Origin of the sequence: Roseovarius roseus (genome assembly GCF_043355935.2) — a bacterium.
GTDB lineage: Bacteria > Pseudomonadota > Alphaproteobacteria > Rhodobacterales > Rhodobacteraceae > Roseovarius > Roseovarius roseus.
In genome coordinates, this window is the sequence record NZ_JBHFPE020000002.1 from 368,141 (window position 1) to 389,046 (window position 20,906).

The 20,906-nt window shown below is 64.1% G+C and carries 21 protein-coding genes; 12 read left to right on the plus strand and 9 right to left on the minus strand.

Translation table 11 applies throughout. The features are described from left to right. Positions 1-27: 27 nt before the first annotated feature. Together wrbA and ACEWPL_RS05710 are read left to right on the plus strand one after the other, a co-directional pair. The gene (gene wrbA, locus ACEWPL_RS05705; RefSeq protein ID WP_393934016.1) at positions 28-618 is read left to right on the plus strand and encodes an NAD(P)H:quinone oxidoreductase; all 591 of its coding nucleotides are present in this window, start codon (positions 28-30) and stop codon (positions 616-618) included. A 140-nt stretch (positions 619-758) separates the two neighbouring features. After that, positions 759-1,547: a hypothetical protein gene (locus ACEWPL_RS05710; RefSeq protein WP_393934018.1), complete on the plus strand. Its 789-nt coding sequence runs from the start codon at positions 759-761 to the stop codon at positions 1,545-1,547. A gap of 21 nt (positions 1,548-1,568) precedes the next feature. Here the strand turns inward: ACEWPL_RS05710 and ACEWPL_RS05715 are convergent, their stop codons facing one another. The 4 genes from ACEWPL_RS05715 to ACEWPL_RS05730 form a co-directional block, all read right to left on the minus strand. Further along, entirely contained in the window at positions 1,569-1,973 is a 405-nt protein-coding gene (locus ACEWPL_RS05715; RefSeq protein WP_393934020.1) for a metallopeptidase family protein, read from the minus strand. Between the two features lie 69 nt (positions 1,974-2,042). Next, the gene (locus ACEWPL_RS05720; RefSeq protein ID WP_393934022.1) at positions 2,043-2,954 is read right to left on the minus strand and encodes an MBL fold metallo-hydrolase; all 912 of its coding nucleotides are present in this window, start codon (positions 2,952-2,954) and stop codon (positions 2,043-2,045) included. Between the two features lie 96 nt (positions 2,955-3,050). Continuing rightward, a complete protein-coding gene (locus tag ACEWPL_RS05725; protein ID WP_420744329.1) occupies positions 3,051-4,325 on the minus strand; it encodes a 5'-nucleotidase C-terminal domain-containing protein in 1,275 nt (424 codons plus the stop codon). Continuing rightward, on the minus strand, positions 4,267-4,941 hold the full coding sequence (locus tag ACEWPL_RS05730) for a hypothetical protein (RefSeq protein WP_420744330.1): 675 nt from the start codon (positions 4,939-4,941) through the stop codon (positions 4,267-4,269). Before ACEWPL_RS05730 ends, ACEWPL_RS05725 begins: the two co-directional genes overlap by 59 nt. Positions 4,942-5,141: 200 nt before the next feature. Between ACEWPL_RS05730 and nudC the strand changes: the two genes are divergently transcribed. Continuing rightward, the gene (gene nudC, locus ACEWPL_RS05735; RefSeq protein ID WP_393934026.1) at positions 5,142-6,098 is read left to right on the plus strand and encodes an NAD(+) diphosphatase; all 957 of its coding nucleotides are present in this window, start codon (positions 5,142-5,144) and stop codon (positions 6,096-6,098) included. Positions 6,099-6,179: 81 nt separating this feature from the next. Then, the gene (locus tag ACEWPL_RS05740) at positions 6,180-6,647 is read left to right on the plus strand and encodes an SRPBCC family protein (RefSeq protein WP_393934028.1); all 468 of its coding nucleotides are present in this window, start codon (positions 6,180-6,182) and stop codon (positions 6,645-6,647) included. A gap of 75 nt (positions 6,648-6,722) precedes the next feature. On the opposite strand, the gene ACEWPL_RS05745 is transcribed toward ACEWPL_RS05740, so the two are convergent. Both ACEWPL_RS05745 and ACEWPL_RS05750 read right to left on the minus strand, forming a co-directional pair. After that, positions 6,723-7,151 (minus strand): hypothetical protein, encoded by a 429-nt coding sequence (locus ACEWPL_RS05745; protein ID WP_393934030.1) that lies wholly within the window; start codon positions 7,149-7,151, stop codon positions 6,723-6,725. Between the two features lie 253 nt (positions 7,152-7,404). Next, entirely contained in the window at positions 7,405-8,238 is an 834-nt protein-coding gene (locus tag ACEWPL_RS05750) for a prephenate dehydratase (RefSeq protein WP_393934032.1), read from the minus strand. A gap of 142 nt (positions 8,239-8,380) precedes the next feature. Here ACEWPL_RS05750 and ACEWPL_RS05755 point away from each other — a divergent pair, with 142 nt between their 5' ends. The 5 genes from ACEWPL_RS05755 (at position 8,381) to ACEWPL_RS05775 (ending at position 15,026) form a co-directional block, all read left to right on the plus strand. After that, positions 8,381-8,905 (plus strand): c-type cytochrome, encoded by a 525-nt coding sequence (locus tag ACEWPL_RS05755; protein WP_393934034.1) that lies wholly within the window; start codon positions 8,381-8,383, stop codon positions 8,903-8,905. Between the two features lie 212 nt (positions 8,906-9,117). Further along, positions 9,118-11,106: an extracellular solute-binding protein gene (locus tag ACEWPL_RS05760; RefSeq protein WP_393934036.1), complete on the plus strand. Its 1,989-nt coding sequence runs from the start codon at positions 9,118-9,120 to the stop codon at positions 11,104-11,106. Between the two features lie 7 nt (positions 11,107-11,113). Further along, entirely contained in the window at positions 11,114-12,205 is a 1,092-nt protein-coding gene (locus ACEWPL_RS05765) for a microcin C ABC transporter permease YejB (RefSeq protein WP_393934038.1), read from the plus strand. A 119-nt stretch (positions 12,206-12,324) separates the two neighbouring features. Further along, positions 12,325-13,431 (plus strand): ABC transporter permease, encoded by a 1,107-nt coding sequence (locus ACEWPL_RS05770; protein ID WP_393934040.1) that lies wholly within the window; start codon positions 12,325-12,327, stop codon positions 13,429-13,431. Beyond that, positions 13,428-15,026, plus strand: coding sequence for an ABC transporter ATP-binding protein (locus tag ACEWPL_RS05775; protein ID WP_393934041.1), 1,599 nt, complete (start codon positions 13,428-13,430; stop codon positions 15,024-15,026). The genes ACEWPL_RS05770 and ACEWPL_RS05775 overlap by 4 nt, the downstream gene beginning before the upstream one ends. Positions 15,027-15,058: 32 nt before the next feature. Here the strand turns inward: ACEWPL_RS05775 and ACEWPL_RS05780 are convergent, their stop codons facing one another. After that, positions 15,059-15,199 carry a hypothetical protein gene (locus ACEWPL_RS05780; RefSeq protein ID WP_393934042.1) on the minus strand — a complete coding sequence of 47 codons (141 nt, stop codon included), beginning with the start codon at positions 15,197-15,199 and terminating at the stop codon, positions 15,059-15,061. A gap of 101 nt (positions 15,200-15,300) precedes the next feature. Between ACEWPL_RS05780 and ACEWPL_RS05785 the strand changes: the two genes are divergently transcribed. After that, positions 15,301-16,185 carry a LysR family transcriptional regulator gene (locus tag ACEWPL_RS05785; protein WP_393934044.1) on the plus strand — a complete coding sequence of 295 codons (885 nt, stop codon included), beginning with the start codon at positions 15,301-15,303 and terminating at the stop codon, positions 16,183-16,185. A gap of 57 nt (positions 16,186-16,242) precedes the next feature. On the opposite strand, the gene ACEWPL_RS05790 is transcribed toward ACEWPL_RS05785, so the two are convergent. Beyond that, complete coding sequence (locus ACEWPL_RS05790; protein WP_393934046.1) at positions 16,243-17,745, minus strand: D-alanyl-D-alanine carboxypeptidase family protein; 1,503 nt, start codon at positions 17,743-17,745, stop codon at positions 16,243-16,245. A 212-nt stretch (positions 17,746-17,957) separates the two neighbouring features. After that, on the minus strand, positions 17,958-18,536 hold the full coding sequence (locus ACEWPL_RS05795) for a DNA-3-methyladenine glycosylase I (RefSeq protein WP_393934048.1): 579 nt from the start codon (positions 18,534-18,536) through the stop codon (positions 17,958-17,960). Between the two features lie 90 nt (positions 18,537-18,626). Between ACEWPL_RS05795 and ACEWPL_RS05800 the strand changes: the two genes are divergently transcribed. Both ACEWPL_RS05800 and ACEWPL_RS05805 read left to right on the plus strand, forming a co-directional pair. Further along, entirely contained in the window at positions 18,627-19,469 is an 843-nt protein-coding gene (locus tag ACEWPL_RS05800; protein WP_393934050.1) for an EAL domain-containing protein, read from the plus strand. Between the two features lie 97 nt (positions 19,470-19,566). Next, positions 19,567-20,742, plus strand: coding sequence for an acetyl-CoA C-acetyltransferase (locus tag ACEWPL_RS05805; RefSeq protein WP_393934052.1), 1,176 nt, complete (start codon positions 19,567-19,569; stop codon positions 20,740-20,742). The last annotated feature ends 164 nt before the right edge of the window (positions 20,743-20,906 follow it).

Consider the following 20,906-nt stretch of genomic DNA (forward strand, 5'->3'; position numbering starts at 1 on the left):
ACTGTGGAAGCCTTCAAAGGAGATTCCATGTCCGATACACGCCTCTTGATCCTGTTCTACACGACTTATGGCACCAACCATCAAATGGCCGAATGCGCTGCCGATGCCGCCCGCGAGGCCGGAGCCGATGTGCGCCTGCGCCGCGTCCGCGAGACGGCACCGCAGGACGTCATCGACGGGCAGGACGCCTGGAAAGCGCAGATCGAGCGCATGCAGGACATCCCTGAGGCCGCGCCCGAAGATATGGAATGGGCCAGCGCCTATCTGATCTCCGCGCCAACGCGCTTTTCCGCAATGCCCAGCCAGATGCAGGCCTTTTTCGACACGCTCGGCCCGCTCTGGCAGAACGGCGTGATGGCGGACAAGGTGGCCGGCGGCATGACCTCGACGCAAAGTGCGCATGGCGGACAGGAGACGACGCTGATGCATCTCTACGCCACGTTTATTCACTGGGGCTGCGTCATCGCCGCGCCGGGATACACCGATGATGTCATGTTCGAGCTGGGCAACCCCTACGGCGCGACGGCGATCGCAGGCGAGGTGAACGACACCGTGCGCGGCGCGATCCGGCACCAGACCCGCCGCATGATCGGCATGGCGGATAAGCTGGCGGAGTAGTGGCCGGGCGAATGGCCCGCGCGTATCCTCAAAGCCCGTGTTGAAAATCTGCCTGCGGCAGTGTCTTGTGTGGCCTTGATGTCGGCGCGCCTGTCGACTGCCAAGGGCATCGTGCAAACCGCTCCGGGAACAGTATCGGCATGGACATATCCAAGGAAATCTATCCGGGCGGCTATTACGGCCTTCTCAAGACACATGAGAAGAAGACATTGCCCTTCTTGAATGTCGAGCAGGTCTTGCCGCCTGCGGATGTCGATCTGACGGCCTTTGCCGAGGAAATCGTCATCGCGCCCACGCAGCAGCCCGAGGCGTTCGAGCGGGGCGATATACAGGCCAGACACACGCTGCTGCAAGCCGAGTTCGCGGGCCAAAGCCGCCTCTTGCTCCTCCATGCGCTGCTGATCGCGATCCAGCGCAAGGCGAACCCGCCCAAAGCGGCGATAGCCCTGTTTCAGCGCCTCTGGACGGAATGCGGCCCGCGTCTGGCAGAGGATCTGACAGTGCGGTGGAAAATCTCGGCCGCCACGACCTTTGCCGACCACGGCACGACATTCGAGCAGCGGTCGCTGGGCATGGGCCTGTCTATACTCTTTGACATGATCAAGCTGCATGACAGTGAAAGGCGCCTTTCAGGTCAGCCGGGCCGCCGCCCTTTCAAGCCGGAGCGCGGGGCGCCGCGATACCCGCTGGCCTTCGGGCTGGATCCGTATTCGCTGAAAAGAGGCGATCTGGATCGCACCATGCTTGCGCGGCTTTGGGCGTTGTCAGAGTCGGACCCCGTTATCGCACCGCTCGCCCAATCCATGCTGGCCCTTATCATGTCTGACGCGCGGTCGATCTTCGCGCGGGTGCAGCGCCTTAAACCGGCAAAGGCTCAGGATGATGAGGACGCTATACTGAACGCCATCTTGAGGGGCGATAGCCCCTGACCGTGCGAGCGCGTCACCGCGTCACTCCCACCATCGGTCGATGCTGGCGATATCGTCATCGGACCAGCCGAAATGATGCGCGAATTCGTGGATCGTGACATGGGCGACCAATTCTTCCAGCGTGACGCCGTCGCGGGTCGACAGCTCGGCCAGGATGGGCTGGCGGAAGAGCCAGACGGTATCGGCCCACGGCTCGGGATACGCCGCTGACTTCTGGGTCATCGGCACGCCATCATAGAGGCCGGTTAGCATCAGCGGATCGTCGATATCCAGATCAGCCAGCATCCGGGCATCAGGCAGATCCTCGATTTGCAGCGCGACCTCGCGCGCGGCAGCAGCAAAGGGCGCGGGCAGCGCCTCGACGGTGGCGATGGCGATTTCCTCGATCCGGGCAAGGCTGGCGGCAATGTCGGCTGCATGTGTCATCTGCCCCATATGGGGCGTGCGCCGCGCAAAGGAAAGCTGCGCGGCGCTGGTCCTGTTCGGCTGGGCTGGTCAGAGGCGCAGCTGGTAGCTTTCGGGGACATAACCGTAGCCATCGCCGCGCTTTTCGACAAAGCCCATGGCGGGGAAAGGCATGTGATAGCCGATGAACGGCATCCGCTCGGCCACGAGCATATCCAGTAGCTTACGGCGCGTGGCGGCTGCGGCGGATTTGTCCATGTCGAACTTGACCTCCCAATCGGGCTGCTCCAGCGAAAAGACCGGATGATTGGCGAAATCTGCGGCGATCAGCAGGGACTTGCCCTCGCTCTCCAGCCGGTAGGCCATGTGGCCGGGGGTGTGGCCGAACGCCTCGACCGCGGTGATGCCCGGCGCCGCCTCATCGCCGGGGGCGATCATCGTGGTCTGCTCGGCCAGCGGGCGCATCTTGGCGTCGAACGTGTCATTTCCGGCGGCGGCCCAATGGTCATACTCGGTGGATCCGGTGATGTAGCGGGCATTGGGGAAGGTCGCGGCATCCTCGCCGCGCAGGCCGCCGATATGGTCGCCATGCATATGGGTCACCACCACGATATCGACCTGATCGGGCGTATAGCCAGCCGCCTCCAGTGCGGCGGTGATCCCCTCGGGGTTCATGCCGGTGTCGAAAAGGACCACCGACTCGCCGGTATTGACCAGTGTCGGCGTGAAGAAGAATTGCGCCGCTTCCACCGGCAGATAGGCATCGCGCGCCACCTTCTCGAATGCGGCATCGTCGACATTAAGGCCAAAGATCGAATGCGGATCCTCGCGCGGGGCCGTCGCGGCCAGCAGCGTCGTCACCTCGAACCCGCCAAGGGCGACGCGGCGGTGGACGGCGGCGGAGGCGCCCATCATCGGGGCGGCAGCATTCGCGACATGCGCCAGCGGCAATGCGGCGGCGGCGCCCAGCAGGCTGCGGCGGGTCATGTTGAATTGGGTCATGCGGTGTCTCCTTTGTGGATGCAATGGCTCCGGCAAAAGGTAGCGCGCGGCCCCATGCCGCACGCTCACGTTTTTGTGAGCGCCGGCGCGGCCTTGCTAGAGTGGCAGCCGCAGCCGCAGGAACCCGCCCTGCGTCTCGCCCATGTCCTCGGCGCCGGCACTTTTCAACGCGGCGCGGTCATTGCGCAAAGGCAGGCCGGTATCCAGCAAGACCGTCGTGCCGGGCATCGGCACAAATCGCCAGTTGAGGTGGTAATCGGGCGGCGCGGCCAGAGGCGTTCGGGCGATATCCTCGACCAGGTCCTGCCGCAGCAGACTGGGCGAGACATACAAGATGCGCTCTTGCGGGGTCGGGCCGAACGCACCGGCGCCAAATGCCCGGTAGGTGTTCGTCGCCAGGACAAAGAGATCCTCGTCGGCCACGGGGCGGCCTTGATACGCCAGCGCGCGGATGCGGCCCTCCCCGAACCTCAAGAGTGTGCCCATGCGCGTGAACCTCGGGGGCGCGGCAAGGTCGATCTGATAGGTCAGGCCAGAGATGACGTCGAAATCATGGCCTGGAACCTCCATGTCGCGCAGCATCTGGTCAGGCGCGCCGCGGGCGATGGTGGCAAAGCAGATCGCAGCCCGCTCAAGCCAGTCGCGCAGGCCCGCGCCGGTGATCAGCAGCCCGCAGAGCCGGTTGGGAAAGGGGTAGAGGTTGGCCGCATGCCGGTAGGATAGCGTGCCTTTGGGCAGATCGGTGAAGTTGCGCGGACCGCCGCGCCCGCCGGTCTTGAACGGCGGTGTGGCTGAGAGGATCGGCAGGCCCTCATGCGCCGTCCCCGCCAGGGCGCGCGCTATCAGCCGCGTCTGAACCGCGTTCAGGGCGGCCACCGACGGATCGGGCCGCGCCAGCGCCAGATAGCTGTGCAGCCGTGTCTGCGATGTACCGATCGGGCGGCGCATATGGCGAAGGGTCATGTCATGTGCTGGGCCGAGGGCCGCCTCCAGCGGCGCATCGGGCGGCGTGGCGGCCACGCCCCGCAACTCGGCATGGCGGGCCCGGCTGTGCCACCGCCCGTTTTTCGCCGTCAGGGTCAGGTCCAGCACGCCCAGATGCCCGCCGCAGGCCCCGGCCATCAGCGCGGGCGTCCCGGCCAGAAGGCCGCGCGCGTGATCCACGCCACCCGGGTCGCTCGCCTCCGTTCCGCAGGGCAAGGGAAAGAGGCCATGGCTATGCCCCGTCATGATCGCGTCCACACCGTCGATGCGGGCCAGTGTCAGGGCGGCATTCTCGGCCATCGCGTCAGGCGCGTCCGGATCGATGCCGCTATGGGCCAGAAGGATGACGATATCCGCGCCCTCCGCGCGCGGCCACAACCATGTCATGCGCTTCGAGCCGGCCGGCCAGATGGATGTGATCCCACATGGTGATTTGAGGCGGTACCAGGCCCAGCACGCCGATCTTCAGCGGACGGCGCGTGCCGTCCTCGCAGGATACCTCACGCTCGAGGATCAGGTGCGGCGCGACGGGCCATGATGCATTCGTGCCGTCACCCGCGCGCGGCGGATCCACATTCGCGCAGGTAAAGGGAAACTGTGCGCGGCGCAGGGTGCCTGCCAGCCAGTCGAGGCCGAAATTGAATTCGTGATTTCCCAGCGCCGCCGCGTCATAGCCCAGTTGGTTCATTGCCGCGATGACGGGACTTGGCCCTGTCCAGCACCCGTTCGGACATGTGGTCAGATCTCCGATCGGGGTGCCCTGCAGCGCGTCGCCATTGTCGAACAGCAGCGTATTGACGGCCTCGGCGCGGGCCGCGCGAATGGCCGTGGCGATCCGCACAAGACCGTAGGGGCGGTCGCCTTCGTCGGCGTAGTAATCATAGGCCATCAGATGCGCGTGCAGATCGGTCGTGCCCAAAAGGCGCAGCTGCGCCACCGTGCCATCCGGCAGCGCGGCGGCGGTTCTGTCGCGCCGGGCCTCGCTGATCGATCCTTCGGTCATACCTTCTCCTTGCGGCATCGCTGCGTCCGGGTGCCCATCCGGCATATTGCAGCCATGAAGCTTCTCAAAGACTTATGATGCAACCTTAAGGAGATTTGTGTTGAATATCGCCCACTGTTGCGCGCATGTCATGCACGGCTTGCGCAGGCGCGGCGATCATGGCACCTCGAATGGGTTGAAATCAGCAAGGGTGACGCGCCGTGAAACTGGCAGAGACCGTGACTTTCGCAGGCAGCACGCTCGACCGCGCGGCGGAGCTGCGCGGCACCGATCTGGATGCAGCGGCGGCGGCTACCGGGGGCGAGACGATCCTGATGTGGCGCGGCAAGCCGCTGGTTGAGGCCGAGACCCTCTCGGCGCTTGTACGCATGCCGCTGGATCACCGAGTACTGGAGGGCGCGCGGCGTATTCTGCTGGGCCGGGACGCGGGCGGACGCCTGATCTTTGCACATGACATATCGCATTGGGCGCCGGAGGACGCGCCCGCCTCGCTCGACACCTTCTCGGACCCCAGCGAGCAGCGCCATCCGGCCCTGCCGCAAACCCAGGCCTTTGCCGAGTTGCGCCGCATCATGGCGTTGCTGAGCCCCGAGGATGCGGCGCAGGCCTCGACCGCGCGCGGGATTTTCGGCTGGCACGACATCCACGGCTTCTGCGCCCGCTGCGGTGCGGCCAGTGACATCGTGCTGGCGGGCTGGCAGCGCATCTGCCCGTCCTGCGGCGCGCATCATTTTCCGCGCACCGATCCGGTGGTGATCATGCTGATCACCATGGGCAATTCCGCGCTGCTCGGACGCTCGCCGGGCTGGCCCGAGGGGATGTATTCGCTGCTCGCAGGCTTTGTCGAGCCGGGCGAGACGCTGGAGGCTGCCGTGCGCCGCGAGGTTCTGGAAGAAACGCAGGTGCGTGTGGGCGCAGTAGACTATCTGGCAAGTCAGCCCTGGCCCTTTCCCGCCTCGCTGATGATGGGGATGCGCGGCACGGCGCTGAGCCGCGAGATCACCATCGATCCGAACGAGATCGAGGATGCCGTCTGGATCACTCGCGAAGATCTGATGGAGGCTTTTGCCGGTCAGCATCCTTTCCTGTCGCCTGCACGCGAAGGCGCAATCGCGCAATTCCTTCTGCGCAACTGGCTTGCGGACACTCTGGATTGAGGCGACAATACCGGCCAAAGATCCGCCGCAGGCCCGTTGGGCTTCGCGCAGCGGGCGACAGCAGACAGGCGGACACTGAGTATGATTTTCACAACCCGCGAGGATATCGAGGCGCCGATTGATTTCGTGTTTGCCCAACTGTCGGATTTCGCCGCGCTCGAGCGGTCGATCCTGCGGCGCGGCGCGGAAGTGCAGCGCAAGGTCGATCGCGCGCCGCCCGCCGCCGGAATGGCGTGGGACGCGGCATTTGACCTCAAGGGTAAGCGGCGGCAGATGGAGGTCACCTTGGTCACCTATGATCCGCCTGGCGCAATGCGGTTTGAAGGCAAGGGAAAGTCGCTGAACTGCGATCTTTCGGTCGAACTGGTCGCCCTGTCGCGCGGACGCACCCGCGTTGCCCTGACAAGCGAACTGACCCCGCTGAACCTGTCGGCGCGCCTGATGCTCCAATCGCTGAAACTGGCGCGCGGCAACCTGACCAAGCGGTTTGAGATGCGGGTCGCGTCCTACGCCAAGGATCTCGAGGACAAGTACAAGCGCCATGCGTGACTGCGCGGATATTGGCACGTAAAAAGGCGCCGGACGGGATCCGGCGCCTTTTTCCACTTCGATGACCTTTTAGCCTCAGGTAGCCTTGCGCTCGGCGCGGTCACCGATATCGCGGGCGGCGGGCAGATCCAGACCCCCGCGCGCCTCGCGGCTGAGTTCGCTGATCTGGTATGCGTCCTCGCGGTCCGCGATGTCGCGGCTGCCGATCTTGTAGCCGTCTGCGCGGTCGCCAATATCACGGGCCTTGGGCAGGTCCAGACCGCCGCGCTCGCTGCGGCTGAGTTCGCTGATCTGATATCCCTCCTTGCGGTCCGCGATGTCGCGGCTGCCGATCTGGTAGCCGTCTGCACGGTCGCCAATATCACGGGCGCTGATCTGGTATCCATCCGTCCGGTCGCCGATGTCGCGCGCGGCAATGGCGGCGGATGACCCGTCGAAGAGAGGGGCGGAGAGGGCGGTGGTTGCGGTGGCGGCAATCAGGGCGAAAAGAGCATAGCGGGTCATATCATCTTCCTTTTGCTGTGTATCGTTTGTCATGACGGCGCGGCGTGGTTCGCTGTGCCATGACGGGGATATGGACCTATCGGTCCATTATGGAAACCCACCTCGCCATCCTGTGATCGCGGGCCTTCGGGCAGACACGCCTGCGTGATCGTGGGGAGGGTCCCGCATGCGGGATTGATGCGTAGTCAGCACGAAAAAGCGCCCGCCGGATGATCCGGCGGGCGCTTGAAAGCACCAAACTTCAAGGAATTGACTAATCGCGGCGCGGATCGCGCGGGTAGACGCCCAGGATATTTATCTGGCTGGTGAAGTAATCCAACTCTTCCAGCGCCAGTGCAACATTCGCGTCTTCGGGGTGCCCCTCGACATCCGCATAGAACTGCGTGGCCGAGAAGGAGCCGCCGACCATGTAGCTTTCCAGCTTGGTCATGTTGACGCCATTCGTGGCAAAACCGCCCATCGCCTTGTAGAGCGCGGCCGGAATGTTGCGCACTTCGAAGACAAAGCTGGTCATCATCCCCGCCTTGCCCCGGCGGGTCAGATCGGGGGTCGCGGACATGACCAGAAAGCGCGTCGTGTTGTTGCCCTCATCCTCGATCCCGGTGGCCAGCACATCGAGGCCATAGATGCTGCCCGCCAGCGGACTGGCCAGCGCGGCGGTGGCTGGATCGTTCAGCTCGGATACCTCACGCGCCGATCCTGCCGTATCGGCGCCGGTGATGCGGGTGATGCCATGCTCGGCCAGAAAGGCGCGGCACTGGCCCAGCAGCATGGGATGGCTCATCGCCTGTTTCACATTGTCCAGCGGCGTACCCGGAACAGCCAGCAGCGCGATTTCCACCCGCACGAACGCCTCGCCAATGATATGCAGCCCGCTGCCCGGCAGCAGATGGTGGATGTCGGCTACGCGCCCGAAGGTCGAATTCTCGACCGGCAGCATCGCCAGATCCGCTGCGCCGCTGCGCACGGCCTCGATCGCATCCTCGAAGGTGCGGCAGGGCAGCGGCGTGGCATCGGGATAGGTCTGGATGCAGGCCTGATGGGAATAGGCGCCCGGCTCGCCCTGAAAGGCTATGGTGTGGCTCATGTTGCTGTGATCCCTTTCATGCACCCCCGCCCCGGCGCGCCGCGGCGGCAGGCAGGCATTTGGTCGCGGAAACTATACCTTGCGCAAGGGGAGGGGAAGCGGATAGATACGCGGCCAACGGATATCAAATGGAAGCGGGCTCATGTTCGATACAATGACATTGACCAAAATTCTGGGCGGCTTCGCGGGCGCCTTTCTGGTGTTCCTGCTGGGCAAGTTCGCGGCCGAGACGCTGTATCATGCCGACGCTGGCGGCCACCACGATGGCGAGGTCGTTCAGGGCTACATGATCGACACCGGCGGTGACGAAGGCGGCGAAGAAGAGGCCGGTGGCCCGACCTTCGAAGAGGTCTTTGCCTCGGCTGATGCGGGCCGCGGCGAGCGTGTGTTCAACCAGTGCCGCGCCTGCCACAAGCTGGAGCAGGGCGAGAATTCGACAGGTCCCTATCTCTATGGTGTGGTCGGGCGCGAAGTTGATACCGCCGAGGGCTATGGCTATTCCGGTGCGCTGGAAGAGGTCGCGGACGTCTGGACCCCCGAGAACCTGAACCACTTCCTCGAAAACCCGCAAGGCTTTGCACCCGGCACGACCATGGGCTTTTCCGGTCTTGGCAAGGTCGAGGATCGCGCGAACCTGATCGCCTATCTGGCGACCATCGGCGGCTGATTGCCGCGCCATGGACACGTGAAGGCCGTCGTCCCTGCCGGGAGGGCGGCCTTTTTCATGACGCAGGCTGAGCGAGGGGGCGCGCATGACGTTAGGTCCGGCCCTCGCGGCGCATCTGACAAAGTTTTTACCCGCTTGAATGTCGCGCCCGCCCTCCTTTAGCGTGCGGCATGTATATACCTATCGCATATGCATCATTCTGGAGGGATGGCATGACATTGGCACAGAGCCCAACGCAGGCGGCCGCAGCGCGCGCCTACACACCGCGCCCCGCCCTTTGGATGCGCGGCGCTCTGGCCGGGCTGGCCATCGCGGCGCTGATGGCGCAGGGCGCGCTGGCCGCCGAGGGTAGCGCCAACGCGGAGGCCAGCGGTGCGCAGGGCGATCAGGAGGTCATCCGCAGCCATGGCTACAGCTATTTTGGGGATCTGAAATATCCTGCCGACTATCCGCATTTCGACTACGTCAATCCCGATGCGCCGAAGGGGGGCGAGATTTCCCTGGCGGTGACCGGATCCTTCAGCTCGATGAACCCTTATTCGCGCAAGGACCGCGCGGGCGCCTATTCCTGGATGGCTTATGAAAGCCTGCTGGGCGACATGCCCGCGACAAGCGAGGGCCTGCCTGCGGATGTCTACGGCGAATCCTACGGCCTTCTGGCCGAGAGCCTGGAATATGACGCGGGCAAGACGTGGGTCATCTTCCACATGCGCCCCGAAGCGCGCTTCTCCGATGGCACGCCGGTGACGGCGCATGATGTCGTCTTTTCGCACAACCTCTTTCTGGAGCAGGGGCTGCAATCCTACGCCGAGGCGGTCAAGCGCCGTGTGACGGGCGCCGAGGCGCTGGACGATCACACGGTGAAATTCACCTTCGCGGAGGGCATCTCGCGCCGGTCGCTTGTGGACCAGGTGGGCAGTGTACCGGTCTTTCCCAAGGCGTGGTACGAGGAAACCGGCGCACGCCTTGACGAGCCGCGCATGGACCCCGCGCCCGGCTCTGGCCCCTATGTGCTGGAAAGCGCCGTGGCCGACCGCAGCATCACCTACCAGCGCAACCCCGATTACTGGGGCCGCGATCTGCCCATCAATGTAGGGCGGCACAATTTCGATACCATCAGCGTGACCTATTTCGCTGATGACGCGGTCGCCTTTCAGGCCTTCACCGCGGGCGAATACACCTTCCGCCAGGAAACCACATCCAAGACATGGGCGACGGGCTATGATTTTCCGGCCGTCCAGGAGGGCTGGGTCAAGCTGGAGGAGATCCCCGACGGTTCGCCCCCGACGCCGGCCGGGTTCGTGTTCAATCTTGGCCGCGAAAAGCTGCAGGATCCGCGCGTGCGTGAGGCGATCGCGCTGGCCTTCAATTTTGAATGGACGAATGAGAGCCTGCAATACGGCCTCTTCGAGCAACGCCACAGCTTTGTTCAGGACACCCCGCTGGAAGCGATGGGCCCACCCGAAGGCGCCGAACTGGAGCTGCTGCAAAGCCTCGGTGATATGGTCCCGCCGGAAGTGCTGAGCGAGCCTGCGGTGCGCGCCCACAGCTCGGACGCCAGCCAGCTGACCGACCGGCGCAACCTGCGCCGCGCGATGAAGCTGCTGGACGAGGCGGGCTGGCCCGTCGACGCCTCCGGCCAGCGCCGCAATGCCGCGGGCGAGCCGCTGACCATCGAGCTGCCGATCTCGTCCGCAGGCTCGGCGACGATTGGCGCCGTTGTACAGAACTTCATCAACAACCTCGACGCGATGGGCATCGATGCGCGCATGGACAAGATCGACTCGTCGCAATACACGCTGCGCAATCGCGACCGCGACTACGACCTCATATTTGACAATTACATGGCCTTCCTGCAGCCCGGCACCGGCCTGATGCAGCGCTTTGGCTCGGCCGAGGCGGCCTTCAGCCTCTTCAACCCCGCCGGCCTCGCCAGCCCGCTGGTGGATGCTATCATCAACGCCGCGCTGGAGACGGACGATCTGGAGATGCAGAATGCCGCGCTGATGGCGCTTGACCGGGTGCTGCGCCACGAGCGTTTCATGATCCCCGTCTGGTACAACGATGCGCATTGGGTCGCCTATTGGGACAAGTTCGCCCATCCCGATCCCATGCCGCCCTACGCGCTGGGCGTGCTGGATTTCTGGTGGGTCGACGCCGAAAAGGCCGCCGCGCTGGACGCCTCGGGCGAGCTTAGGTAGCGCCGCGATGGGGGCCTATATCCTGCGGCGCCTGCTGCTGATCATCCCGACGCTTCTGGGCATCATGGTGATCAACTTTGCCCTCGTGCAATTCGTGCCGGGCGGCCCGGTGGAGCAGGCGATTGCCAACATGCAGGGCAAGGGCGACGTCTTTGACAGCTTTGCCGGCGGCGGCAACGATGCGGGGCAGGATATGGGCGCGCAGGGCGGCGAGAGCCAGTATGTCGGCGCGCGCGGCCTGCCGCCCGAGATGATCGCCGAGCTGGAAAAGCAGTTCGGCCTCGACAAGCCGCCGCTTGAGCGGTTCGGGCTGATGATGTGGAACTACATGCAGTTCGATTTCGGCGAGAGCTATTTTCGCAAGATCAGCGTGACCGATCTGGTGCTGGAGAAGATGCCAGTGTCGATCTCGCTTGGCCTCTGGTCGACGCTGATCGCCTATCTCATCTCGATCCCCTTGGGCGTGGCCAAGGCGGTGCGCGACGGCAGCAGTTTTGACACTTGGACCAGCGGCGTGATCATCGTGGCCTATGCCATCCCCGCGTTTCTCTTTGCCATCATGCTGTTGGTACTGTTCGCGGGTGGCAGTTACTGGAAGATCTTCCCGCTGCGCGGCCTTACCTCGGACGAGTTCGAGACCTATTCGTTGGTGGGCAAGGCGCTGGACTACCTGTGGCACATCGCGCTGCCCGTTCTGGCCAGCACTATCGCCGCCTTCGCGACGCTGACGCTGCTGACCAAGAACAGCTTTCTCGACGAGATCAAGAAGCAATACGTGATCACCGCCCGCGCCAAGGGGTTGTCGGAGAAGAAGGTGCTTTATGGGCATGTCTTCCGCAACGCAATGCTGATCGTGATCGCCGGATTTCCGACGGTCTTTATCGGCATCTTCTTCGGCGGCTCGGTCCTGATCGAGACGATCTTCTCGCTGGACGGGCTGGGGCGGCTGGGTTTCGAGGCCGCTGTGGGCCGCGATTATCCGGTGATGTTCGGCACCTTGTTCCTGTTCGGACTGATCGGGCTGGTGGTGAACATCTTCAGTGATCTGATGTATGTGCTGGTCGATCCGCGCATCGACTTTGAGAAGCGGGAGGGGTGATGGCCAAGGCCGCTGCGACATCTGGCTGGGCTGGGGGGCTTTGCCCCCCGCGTCGAAACTGCGTTTCGCCGCTCCCCCCAGGAAATTTTTTGCAAGAAGAATTTGGGGGTCTGCGCTGAATGGCCCTGTCTCCGCTCAATCAGCGCCGGTGGCGCAATTTCCGGCGTAACCGGCGCGCGTTCTGGTCGCTGATCCTCTTCTGCATCGTTTTCGGGCTGAGCCTCTTTGCCGAGTTCCTAGCCAATGACAAGCCGATCCTGGTGCAGTATCGGGGCGAATATTACACTCCGATCTTCCAGTTTTATCCCGAGACGGAGTTCGGCGGCGATTTCAGGACCGAAGCCGTTTATCGCGACCCCGAGGTGCGCTGTCTGATCGCGTCGGGCGGTCTTGATGCCTGTTTCGACGATCCTGAGGGGATCATTGCGGATGCCGATGATGGAGCGGTCGCGGGCGAAGAGATCCAGCGCGGCTGGGCCATCTGGCCGCCCATTCCCTATAGCTATGACACGCCCGTTGACCGGCCCGGCGCCGCGCCGCTGCCGCCCAATGCGCAGAACCTGCTGGGGACCGATAACACCAAGCGTGACGTGCTGGCGCGGGTGATTTACGGATTCCGCCTGTCGGTGCTCTTCACACTGATCGTCACGACGCTGGCCTCCGTTGTCGGCATCGCTGCGGGGGCGGTGCAGGGCTATTTCGGCGGCTGGCTGGATCTGACTTTTCAACGCTTTATCGAGATATGGGCGGCCACACCGCAGCTTTATGTGATCATCATCCTCTTTGCGATCCTGCCACGGGGGTTCTGGCTGCTGGTGGCGATCACGGTGCTATTTGGCTGGATGGCATTGGTGGGCGTCGTGCGGGCCGAGTTCCTGCGCGCGCGCAATCTGGAATACGTGCGTGCCGCCAAGGCGCTGGGCGTCAGCAACCGGCGGATCATGTTCCGACACATGCTGCCCAATGCGATGGTCGCGACGCTGACGATGCTGCCCTTCGTGATCACGGGGACGATTTCGTTGCTGGCCGGTCTAGACTTCCTGGGCTTCGGCCTGCCGTCTTCATCGCCGTCTCTGGGCGAGCTGACGCTGCAGGCCAAGCAGAACTTGCAGGCGCCGTGGCTGGCCTTCACGGCGTTTTTCGCCTTCGCGATCATGCTGTCACTACTGGTCTTTATCTTCGAGGGCGTGCGCGACGCGTTCGATCCCAGAAAGACGTTTCAATGAGTCTTTTGACGGTCGAGAATCTGACTATCTCCTTTCGGCAGGATGGGGTGCTGGCCAAGGCTGTCCATGGTGTCAACTTTACCGTGGACCGGGGCGAGACTGTCGCGCTGGTGGGCGAGAGCGGGTCGGGTAAATCGGTGACGGCGCTCAGCACGGTGTCCCTGCTGGGCGAGGCCGCCGTGGTGGGAGGCTCGGTGCGGTATGACGGGCAGGAGCTGATCGGCGCGCCGGCCAAGGTGCTACGGCGCGTACGCGGGAACGACATCAGCTTTATCTTTCAGGAGCCGATGACGTCGCTCAACCCGCTGCACACGTTGGAAAAGCAGCTGGGCGAGTCGCTGGCGCTGCACCAGGGCCTGACCGGGGCGGAGGCGCGGGCGCGTATCATTGAACTGCTGACCGAGGTTGGCATCCGGGACGCCGAGAGCCGTCTGGGCGCCTATCCCCACCAGCTCAGCGGCGGGCAGCGGCAGCGTGTGATGATTGCGATGGCACTCGCGAACAAGCCCGATATCCTGATCGCGGACGAGCCGACGACGGCGCTGGACGTGACCATCCAAGCGCAAATCCTGGAGCTGCTGGCCGAATTGAAGAGCCGCGACATGGGGCTGCTCTTCATCACGCATGACCTTGGCATCGTGCGGCGCATCGCGGACAAGGTCTGCGTGATGAAGGACGGGATAATCGTCGAGGCGGGGCCAACGGCCGAGGTCTTTGGCAACCCGCAGCACGCATATACGCGCAAGCTGCTGGGCGCGCAGCCCTCTGGGCGGCCCGGCCCGGTGGCTGAGGATGCGCCTGTGGTGGCCGAGGCCGAGAATTTGCGGGTGTGGTTCCCGATCCAGAAGGGCTTTCTGAAAAAGACCGTCGGCTATGTGAAGGCGGTGAACGATGCCAGCCTCAGCGTGCGCGCGGGCGAGACGCTGGGCCTTGTCGGGGAATCGGGGTCAGGCAAGACAACGCTGGCTCTGGCGATGATGCGGCTCATTGGCTCGGAAGGGCGCATCACCTTTTGCGGTGAGGATGTGAACGGGTGGAACACGCGGCAGCTGCGCCGCCGCCGCGCCGACATGCAGATCGTCTTTCAGGATCCGTTCGGAAGCCTCAGCCCGCGCATGACCTGCGCCGAGATCATTGCCGAGGGGCTGGGCGTGCACGGCCACCCGGACGGGCCTGCGGGCAAGGTCTCGCAGCGCGATCTGGTAGCCCAGATGCTGGACGAGGTCGAACTGCCGCGTGATGCGATGGACCGGTATCCGCATGAATTCTCGGGCGGGCAGCGCCAGCGTATCGCCATCGCGCGCGCCATGATCCTGCGGCCCAAGCTGCTTGTCCTGGACGAGCCGACCAGCGCGTTGGACATGACCGTGCAGGTGCAGATCGTGGACCTCCTGCGCCGGCTACAGCAGAAATACGGGCTGGCCTATCTCTTCATTTCCCACGACCTCGCCGTGGTGCGCGCGATGAGCCACAAGATCATGGTGATGAAGCAGGGCGACGTGATCGAGGCGGGCAGCGCCGAGGATCTTTTTGAGCGGCCCCAGACGCCCTATGCCCAAGCGCTGCTGCGCGCGGCGCTCGACACGCCGGGATAAGGCCACGCCCCAAGGCAGGGCGGGGCGATGGATCAATCCCGGCGGCGCGCGGTCAGATGCGCCTCGATCTCGGCCTCGCGTCGCGAATCGAAACGGGAGCGGCGGCCCTGATGGCCTTTCGCCTCGGGCTGGCGGGCGGCTGTCATGAAAGTTTTGGCGAAGATACTCAGCATGGGGTCTTCCTCTCACACTCTGTTGATGTTCTATACAGATGCGCCCAAACGTGGCAGCATGCGAGTCTGAAAGAATTCTTATATGTAAGGTGAGCTAACGTATGGACTGGCGCACGCTTCCGCCTCTGAATGCGTTGAGGGCCTTTGCGGCGCTCGCGCAGACCGGCTCGGCCAGGGGCGCCGGCGCCGCGCTGAACGTCAGTCACGCGGCCATCAGTCAGCAGGTCAAGGCGCTTGAGGCGCATATGGGCCTCGCGCTCGTGCGGCGCGAGGGGCGGGGCCTTGCCCTGACGGCGGAGGGTCAGCACTTGGCCGAGGCGCTGGACGAAGGCTTTGGCCAGATCGCGCAGCGGGTGGCGATGCTGACCGGGGCCGATGCCGAGCGGCCTTTGCAGATCTCGACCACGCCCCAATTTGCCGCAACCTGGCTGATGCCGCGCCTGCGGGATTTTCAGGCGCGCCACCCCGGCGTCGATCTGATGGTGCACCCGTCGCCGCAGCGCGCCGATCCGGCGCCGGGTGGTGTCGATCTGGCCATTCGCTTTGGTCTGGGACGCTGGGACGGGCTGGAGGCCGAACTGCTTGTCCCGACCGATATCGTTGTGACGGCGGCGCCCGCGCTGGTCGGGGATCGCGAATTTTCCTCACGCGATGAGCTGCTGGACTATCCGTGGCTGATGGAGCTGGATCAAAGCCCGGCGTCGGACTGGATGTTCCGCGCGGGGCTGGACCAGATGCGCGGCACGTCGGTGACGCAGGTGCCCGGCAATCTCATGTTGGACGGCGCGCGTGCGGGGCATGGCATCGCGGTGATGACCGCGTCATCGGTGGAGGCGGATGTCGCCGCCGGTCGGCTGCGCATCCTTTTCCGCGATTGCGGCGAGACGGGGTATTTCACCGTGACACGGCCCGGCGTCTTGCGCCCGCAGGCCAAGGCTTTTCTGCGCTGGTTGCGATCGCAGCGGCCAAATGCCCCTACGCCATGAAAAAAGGCGCGGGGCCGATGCCCATCCGCGCCTTTGTCCGGTCCCGTAGCGAGGCGTTCAGCCCGGCTCGATCATGAAGCAGGTGAACTGCCGCGATTGCAGGCGGCGGCAGGCCAGATCGGCTGTCTCGCGCGTGAGGCCCATGAAATTCGCGTCATACCCGTTGGGGCGTGTGACCACCTTGCGCAGCGAGCCATCGAGCGTGCTCATCTCGCTGAGCGCGGTTTGCAGCAGGATCTTTCGCGCGGCATACTGGCTGGGATAGCGGCCCACGTTGATGCCCCAGTTGCGCCCGCCCGAGGTGGAGATGCGCGTGACGACCTCCTGCACCGGGTCCTCGGTCTGCGTCTGGAGGCTGGCCAGCGTCAGGCCCTCGGGGCGGCGGACGGGGCGGGCCGTGTCCGGCTCGGCCTGGGCCACCGCGACGGCGACAGCGGCCGTGCCGGGGGTTGTGGCCGCGGCGGGCTGCTCGGCGCCCGGCAGGGACGCGGCGGCAACATCGGCCTCTTGCGCGGCGGCCAGCGCCTTTTCGATATCGTCCTGCGCGGCGATCATGACCGGCTCGGCAGGCAGCGGGCGGGCCTTGGGCCGCAAGCTTGTCTTGACGGCGGCGGCTGCGGACAGGCGCACCGTCTTGCCCGCGACACCGTGCTCTTCGTTGTCACCCACAGTGACGATGCGTGTGCCGCCGGGGCCCTCGTAGCGGGGCTTGGCCGGGCGATTGACGGCGACCTGAGTGGGCGATTTCTGGAATCCGATATCCAGAAGCTCGGCCACCCGTGCATTGCGGGTTGCGGTCGAACGTCCGCCAAAGACGGTGGCGATCACACGCTCGCTGCCGTGCTGGGCACTGGCGACAAGGTTGAAGCCGGCGGCGCGGGTATAACCCGTCTTGATCCCGTCGGCACCTTTGTAGTCGCGCAGCAGCTTGCGGTTGGTGTGATAGACCTTGCGGATGCCGGCATCGGCGGTGATGCGTGAGAAAAGGTTGTAGTATTCGGGATAGTCGTAGAAGAGGTGCCGCCCCATGACCGTCATGTCGCGCGCGGTCGAAAGGTGCCCCTCTTCGGTCAGGCCGTGGGCGTTCTTGAACGTGCTGCGCGTCATTCCCAGCGCCTGGGCGGTGCGGTTCATCCGGCGGGCAAAGGCCGCTTCGCTGCCCTCGATCGCCTCGCCGATGGCGGTGGCCGCGTCATTGGCCGATTTCACGGCGGCGGCGCGGATCAGGTAGCGCAGCTTGATCTTCTGGCCCGATTTCAGGCCCAGCTTGCTGGGAGGCTCGTTCGCGGCGTTGCGGGTAATGACGACATCGTCATCCAGCCCGATCTCGCCATGCTCTATCGCCTCGAAGGCGATATAAAGCGTCAGCATCTTGGTCAGCGACGCCGGATGGAGCCGCGCATCGGCGTTCTCCGCGTGCAGGACCTTGCCCGACCTCGCATCGACGACCATCGCCGCATAAGGTGCCGCCGCCGCACTGAGCGGCAGAATGATCAACATCCAGAGCGTTGCGAACGCCCACAGACCCAGCCGAATCGGCCGCCTGTTCCGAGTTTTCATGGAACCACTCTTTTCACTGCCTCACGCCGCCGATTTTTTCGACTGACTTAATTATGAAACTGAAGGTATCACATGATTTGTTCTGAATAAAGGCTTAGATTCAATGGAATTTATGACAAGCGGCAGCGCGCCGAAGCCATATCTTGGGGTGCGGAATAGCCTATCCACTAAACCGGCGATTGTGGCGGAAATGTGGCTGACTGGGCGGGCGCTCAGCGGGACTCGGCCATCGCCGCGACGGGGGCATGACGGTGGCAGGTGACGAGGTGGTCATTCACCAGCCCGCACGCCTCCATGACAGCGTAGACGATGGTCGGACCGCAGAATTTGAAACCCCGGCGCTTCAACTCTTTCGATATCTCGGCGGAGAGCGCGGTATGGATGGGCACCTCGCCTTGGGTTGTCCAGCGGTTCTGCAGCGGGCTGCCGTCCACATATTTCCATAAAAACGTATCGAACCCTTCAGCATCCTCGATCCGGCGCCAGGCGCGGGCATTGCTGATGGTCGCCTCGATCTTGCCCCGGTGGCGGATGATGCCGGGGTCGGCCAGCAGGCGTTCTACCTCTTGCTCGCCCCATTCGGCGATGATGTCCGGATCGAAACCGGCAAAGGCGGCGCGAAAATTGTCGCGCTTTTTCAATATGGTGATCCAGGACAGCCCGGCCTGGAACCCGTCGAGGATCAACTTCTCCCACAGCGCGCGGCTGTTCCATTCGGGCACGCCCCACTCGGTGTCGTGATAGGCGATGTAGATCTCTTCGGGTCCCGCCCAGGCGCATCTGCCGCACATATGAACAATCCTCGGTATCTGGTCAGGCGTGTCTTAAGCCTTCTTTAGGGCATGAGGCGCAATTTGGGCAGACGTAAATCGGAGCGAGATATGGCGGATAATCGCAAGGGAAAATGGGCGGATGTGCCTCAGGGCCACCAGGACCCGCTATCATACGCAATTTCCGCGCGGGACAGGTCGACCATCCAGATGGTCGACGATGCCGTGCGGCATAAACAGGTCATGCTGGCCTTCCAGCCCGTCGTGCCCGCAGGCCAATGCGAGCGTGTGGCCTTCTACGAGGGGCTGGTGCGGGTGCTGGACGCGACCGGGCGGATCATCCCGGCGCGCGAATTCATCGGCGCGATCGAGGCGACGGAAACGGGGCGCATCATTGACTGCCTCGCGCTGGAAAAGGGACTGCGGACCCTTGCGATGCACAGCTCGCTGCGCCTGTCGATCAACATGTCCGCCCGCTCGATCGGGTATTCGCGCTGGATGCGTACGCTGCACAAGGGGCTGGACGCCGACCCGACGGTGGGCGAGCGTCTGATCCTCGAGATCACCGAGAGCTCTGCCATGCTCATCCCCGAGCTTGTCACGGGCTTCATGGACGAGCTGGCACGGCGCGGTGTGAGCTTTGCACTTGATGATTTCGGCGCCGGGTACACCTCGTTCCGCTACCTCAAGGATTTCTATTTCGACATCCTCAAGATCGACGGACAGTTCATCCGTGGGATTGCGCAGGACGCGGACAACCAGGTGCTGACCACCGCGCTGGCCACGATTGGGCGGCAATTCGACATGGTCACCGTCGCCGAAAGCGTCGAGCGGCAGGATGATGCGGCCTATCTGACGGCCATCGGGATCGACTGCCTTCAGGGCTATTTCTTTGGTGCGCCTTCGGTCAAACCCGTCTGGCTGGAAGCAGAGGCGCGCCGAGGCGCGGCCTGATCGCGCCGGTTGCCGCAGTGCGGCGCATGAGGTATGCAAACCATCAGGGGCTGCCCGATCTCGGTGCGCCCGCCCTGATCCTGGTGGAGGAATTCCTATGACAAACGTCGTTATCGCATCTGCCGCGCGCACAGCCGTCGGTTCATTCGGAGGGGTGTTTGCAAATACACCCGCGCATGACCTTGGCAAAGCCGTGCTGGAGGCCGTCGTCGCCCGTGCGGGCATCGACAAGGATGAAGTGTCCGAGACGATCCTCGGCCAGGTCCTGACCGCCGCACAGGGGCAGAACCCGGCGCGCCAGGCGCATATCAATGCTGGCCTGCCCAAGGAATCGGCGGCGTGGAGCATCAACCAGGTCTGCGGCTCGGGCCTGCGGGCCGTGGCGCTGGGCGCGCAACACATCATGCTGGGCGACGCGTCGATCATCTGCGCAGGCGGCCAGGAGAACATGACGCTCAGCCCCCATGCCGCAAATCTGCGCGCCGGTCAGAAGATGGGCGATCTGTCGATGATCGACACGATGATCCGCGATGGCCTGTGGGACGCGTTCAACGGCTATCACATGGGCCAGACCGCCGAAAACGTGGCCGAGCAGTGGCAGATCACCCGCGAGACGCAGGATGAATTCGCCCTCGCCAGCCAGAACAAGGCCGAGGCGGCGCAGACCAGCGGTAAGTTCGACGACGAGATCGTCCCCTTCACCGTCAAGTCGCGCAAGGGCGAGACGATCGTCGACAAGGACGAATATATCCGCCACGGCGCTGTCATCGAAGCGATGCAAAAGATGCGCCCCGCCTTCACCAAGGACGGTACCGTCACTGCGGCCAATGCTTCGGGCATCAATGACGGCGCGGCGGCAACCCTGCTGATGAGCGCCGAGAATGCCGAAAAGCGCGGCATCGAGCCTCTGGCGCGCATCGCCAGCTATGCAACGGCAGGTCTGGACCCGTCGATCATGGGTGTCGGCCCGATCCATGCCAGCCGCAAGGCGCTGGAAAAGGCGGGCTGGAGCGTTGATGACCTGGACCTCGTCGAGGCGAACGAGGCGTTCGCAGCGCAGGCCTGCGCGGTCAACAAGGAGATGGGCTGGGATCCGGCCATCGTAAACGTCAATGGCGGCGCCATCGCCATCGGCCACCCCATCGGCGCGTCGGGCTGCCGCGTTCTGAACACGCTCCTCTTCGAAATGAAGCGTCGCGGCGCAAAAAAAGGTCTCGCAACCCTTTGCATTGGCGGCGGCATGGGCGTTGCCTTGTGCGTTGAGCGGGATTGATCCACGGCCAAACGCGGCGCTGACGAAACGGAGAAGGGCACCCCATCGGGTGCCCTTTTTTACGCCCGGCGCTTGCGTAACCGCGGCGAGTGTCTAAGCTGGTCAAAAGACACGGAAAACGTGTTGGAAACTATGTTGCGCGTAAAATTAAATTTGAGTAACAA

Excerpts from the sequence above, each read along its gene's own strand:
- wrbA (WP_393934016.1), top strand. The coding sequence starts at position 28 with ATGTCCGATACACGCCTCTTGATCCTGTTCTACACGACTTATGGCACC.
- ACEWPL_RS05710 (WP_393934018.1), top strand. The coding sequence starts at position 759 with ATGGACATATCCAAGGAAATCTATCCGGGCGGCTATTACGGCCTTCTC.
- ACEWPL_RS05715 (WP_393934020.1), bottom strand. The coding sequence starts at position 1,973 with ATGACACATGCAGCCGACATTGCCGCCAGCCTTGCCCGGATCGAGGAA.
- ACEWPL_RS05720 (WP_393934022.1), bottom strand. The coding sequence starts at position 2,954 with ATGACCCAATTCAACATGACCCGCCGCAGCCTGCTGGGCGCCGCCGCC.
- ACEWPL_RS05725 (WP_420744329.1), bottom strand. The coding sequence starts at position 4,325 with ATGACATGGTTGTGGCCGCGCGCGGAGGGCGCGGATATCGTCATCCTT.
- ACEWPL_RS05730 (WP_420744330.1), bottom strand. The coding sequence starts at position 4,941 with ATGACCGAAGGATCGATCAGCGAGGCCCGGCGCGACAGAACCGCCGCC.
- ACEWPL_RS05740 (WP_393934028.1), top strand. The coding sequence starts at position 6,180 with ATGATTTTCACAACCCGCGAGGATATCGAGGCGCCGATTGATTTCGTG.
- ACEWPL_RS05745 (WP_393934030.1), bottom strand. The coding sequence starts at position 7,151 with ATGACCCGCTATGCTCTTTTCGCCCTGATTGCCGCCACCGCAACCACC.
- ACEWPL_RS05750 (WP_393934032.1), bottom strand. The coding sequence starts at position 8,238 with ATGAGCCACACCATAGCCTTTCAGGGCGAGCCGGGCGCCTATTCCCAT.
- ACEWPL_RS05755 (WP_393934034.1), top strand. The coding sequence starts at position 8,381 with ATGTTCGATACAATGACATTGACCAAAATTCTGGGCGGCTTCGCGGGC.
- ACEWPL_RS05760 (WP_393934036.1), top strand. The coding sequence starts at position 9,118 with ATGACATTGGCACAGAGCCCAACGCAGGCGGCCGCAGCGCGCGCCTAC.
- ACEWPL_RS05765 (WP_393934038.1), top strand. The coding sequence starts at position 11,114 with ATGGGGGCCTATATCCTGCGGCGCCTGCTGCTGATCATCCCGACGCTT.
- ACEWPL_RS05770 (WP_393934040.1), top strand. The coding sequence starts at position 12,325 with ATGGCCCTGTCTCCGCTCAATCAGCGCCGGTGGCGCAATTTCCGGCGT.
- ACEWPL_RS05775 (WP_393934041.1), top strand. The coding sequence starts at position 13,428 with ATGAGTCTTTTGACGGTCGAGAATCTGACTATCTCCTTTCGGCAGGAT.
- ACEWPL_RS05780 (WP_393934042.1), bottom strand. The coding sequence starts at position 15,199 with ATGCTGAGTATCTTCGCCAAAACTTTCATGACAGCCGCCCGCCAGCCC.
- ACEWPL_RS05785 (WP_393934044.1), top strand. The coding sequence starts at position 15,301 with ATGGACTGGCGCACGCTTCCGCCTCTGAATGCGTTGAGGGCCTTTGCG.
- ACEWPL_RS05790 (WP_393934046.1), bottom strand. The coding sequence starts at position 17,745 with ATGAAAACTCGGAACAGGCGGCCGATTCGGCTGGGTCTGTGGGCGTTC.
- ACEWPL_RS05795 (WP_393934048.1), bottom strand. The coding sequence starts at position 18,536 with ATGTGCGGCAGATGCGCCTGGGCGGGACCCGAAGAGATCTACATCGCC.
- ACEWPL_RS05800 (WP_393934050.1), top strand. The coding sequence starts at position 18,627 with ATGGCGGATAATCGCAAGGGAAAATGGGCGGATGTGCCTCAGGGCCAC.
- ACEWPL_RS05805 (WP_393934052.1), top strand. The coding sequence starts at position 19,567 with ATGACAAACGTCGTTATCGCATCTGCCGCGCGCACAGCCGTCGGTTCA.